At 70.0% G+C, this 1,861-nt stretch carries 4 protein-coding genes; 3 read left to right on the top strand and 1 reads right to left on the bottom strand.

Features of this window, described 5'->3' with window-relative positions; all coding sequences use genetic code 11:
* Both D7X74_RS41610 and D7X74_RS43440 read left to right on the top strand, forming a co-directional pair.
* A partial coding sequence (locus D7X74_RS41610) for a carboxypeptidase regulatory-like domain-containing protein (protein WP_120538436.1) occupies positions 1 to 681 on the top strand: 681 nt, incomplete at its 5' end.
* A 176-nt stretch (positions 682 to 857) separates the two neighbouring features.
* Positions 858 to 1,007, top strand: coding sequence for a hypothetical protein (locus D7X74_RS43440; RefSeq protein ID WP_158620523.1), 150 nt, complete (start codon positions 858 to 860; stop codon positions 1,005 to 1,007).
* Between the two features lie 164 nt (positions 1,008 to 1,171).
* Here D7X74_RS43440 and D7X74_RS41615 read toward each other — a convergent pair whose 3' ends face one another.
* Positions 1,172 to 1,459 carry a TIGR02300 family protein gene (locus D7X74_RS41615; protein WP_120538435.1) on the bottom strand — a complete coding sequence of 96 codons (288 nt, stop codon included), beginning with the start codon at positions 1,457 to 1,459 and terminating at the stop codon, positions 1,172 to 1,174.
* Positions 1,460 to 1,600: 141 nt separating this feature from the next.
* Here D7X74_RS41615 and D7X74_RS41620 point away from each other — a divergent pair.
* A partial coding sequence (locus D7X74_RS41620; RefSeq protein WP_233602485.1) for a zinc-ribbon domain-containing protein occupies positions 1,601 to 1,861 on the top strand: 261 nt, incomplete at its 3' end.

Here is a 1,861-nt window from a genome sequence, read left to right on the forward strand (position 1 = left end):
CCTGTCAGGTGGGGGGAGATTGAAGGGCGGGTGCTCCTGACGGGGACGCCCCCCGCGGCCGCCGCCATGGCCACCTCCGCCACCGTGGCCCACATCTGCGGCGACCAGGCACAGGACCGGTCGCTCGTCGTGGGAGGGGAGGGCGCCCTGGCCCATGCCGTCGTCTCCCTCCAGGACGGCGCGGCGCTGCCCGCCCCCGAAGCGCCGGCCCCCGCGCCGGTGCTGGACCAGAAGCAGTGCTCCTATGAGCCTCCGGCGCTCGCCGCGCGGGCCGGCACGGAGCTGGTGCTGCGCAACTCCGACCCCCTGGTGCACAACGTGCGCGCCCAGGCCGGAACGAACCGCTCCGTCTTCAACGTGGCCATGCCGCTGGAGGGGATGACGCTGCGCCGCCCCCTGCCCGCCGAACCCGGCACCGTCCAGGTCCGCTGCGACGTGCACCCCTGGATGCGCGCGGTGGTTCGCACCTTCGACCACCCGTACTTCACCACCACCGCCCCGGACGGGCGCTTCCGGCTCCGGGTGCCCGAAGGCCCCCACACCCTCGTCTTCTGGCATGAACGGCTGCCCGCGCTCACCCAGACGGTCACCGTCCGCGCGGGGGAGACGGTCCAACTCGAGCAGCGCTGGGAGGTGGGCGCGCTCCGCCAGGGGGCCCCGGGCAAGGACGGTCCTCCCTGACACGGCTGTCGCGCCCCGACGAAGCGCCGACGCAAGCATCGGTCAGGGGGGCCGTACAAAGGCTTGGAAGCACAGCTGCTGGTCAATTTTCTGTCTTGGTGGCAAAATTGCTTTCTCGGAAGCCGCAAACTTCCGAATGAGGGGGACGAACCATGTATCAGCCCAGGAAACGACCGATGGCGCCGGCTGAAGACGCGCGGATGCCTCCGGGGGCACGCCGCAAGGGGGCGCGGCCCGCGGGAATGCAGGAGATGGGGCAGGGCCTGTACGAGCAGATCCGCCGCGTGTTGACCGAGCTGTCCGTGGCTCCGTCCCCGCGCGCCTGAAGCCGCACCCGACGCACCGGGGCGGGTGGGCACGAAGCCAGCCCCCGCCCCGTCATGGCCCCCCAGGGCTCCCACGCGAGGGCTCGGAAGGCCGCCGGAAAAACAGAAGGGCCCGCCCGAGCAAGCTCAGGGGGCCCTTGGAAACCTGGAACCGCGCAGGAAACCTAGATTTCTTCGTCTTCGGCGGGCTCGCCCGGCGTCTCGGCGTCCTCGTCCTCGAAGGCCTCGATGCCGTCCTCGTCCTCCTCGGCGGCGGGCGTCTCCTCCGGCTCGGGCTCGATGATCTTCGGCGTGGCCGCCAGGCGCCCGCGCTTGCCCTCAGGCTTGGGAGCCGGGGCGTCCTTCTGATCCGCCCCGCACTTGGGGCAGATGGCGTCCGGCTTCTTCAAGTCGTAGAACTTCGATGCGCACTTGAAGCAGACGTGCTTGTTCCCGAGATCCTTCGCCGCCATGCACCCACCCTCAACGAAGCTAGAGAAAAAAGGGAGGGCGGCTGAATAGATGGGCCCACGGTCAGAGTCAACCGTGTGTTTGCACGGGGGATTTCTGGCGGTAGCATCCTCGTCGGTTTCCCCCGAGAGCCGGACACCCCTTTGAACTTCACCTGCGACAATTGCCAGAAGCGGTACTCCATTGCGGACGAGAAGGTCCGCGGCAAGACGGTCAAGGTCCGTTGCAAGAACTGCCAGAACGTCATCTCCGTTGAAGGTCCCGCCGAGGAGGAGAGCACCCGCGTGGTGTCGCTCGCCGACGTGGAGCGCATCCGCGCCCAGGAACGCTCGCTCGCGGGGGGAGGTGCCCCGGCCGCGGCCCCCGCGCCCGTCGCGGCACCGGCGGCCACCACGCCCGCCCCC

The sequence above is a fragment of the Corallococcus sp. CA047B genome, assembly GCF_003612065.1.
Taxonomy (GTDB): domain Bacteria; phylum Myxococcota; class Myxococcia; order Myxococcales; family Myxococcaceae; genus Corallococcus; species Corallococcus praedator.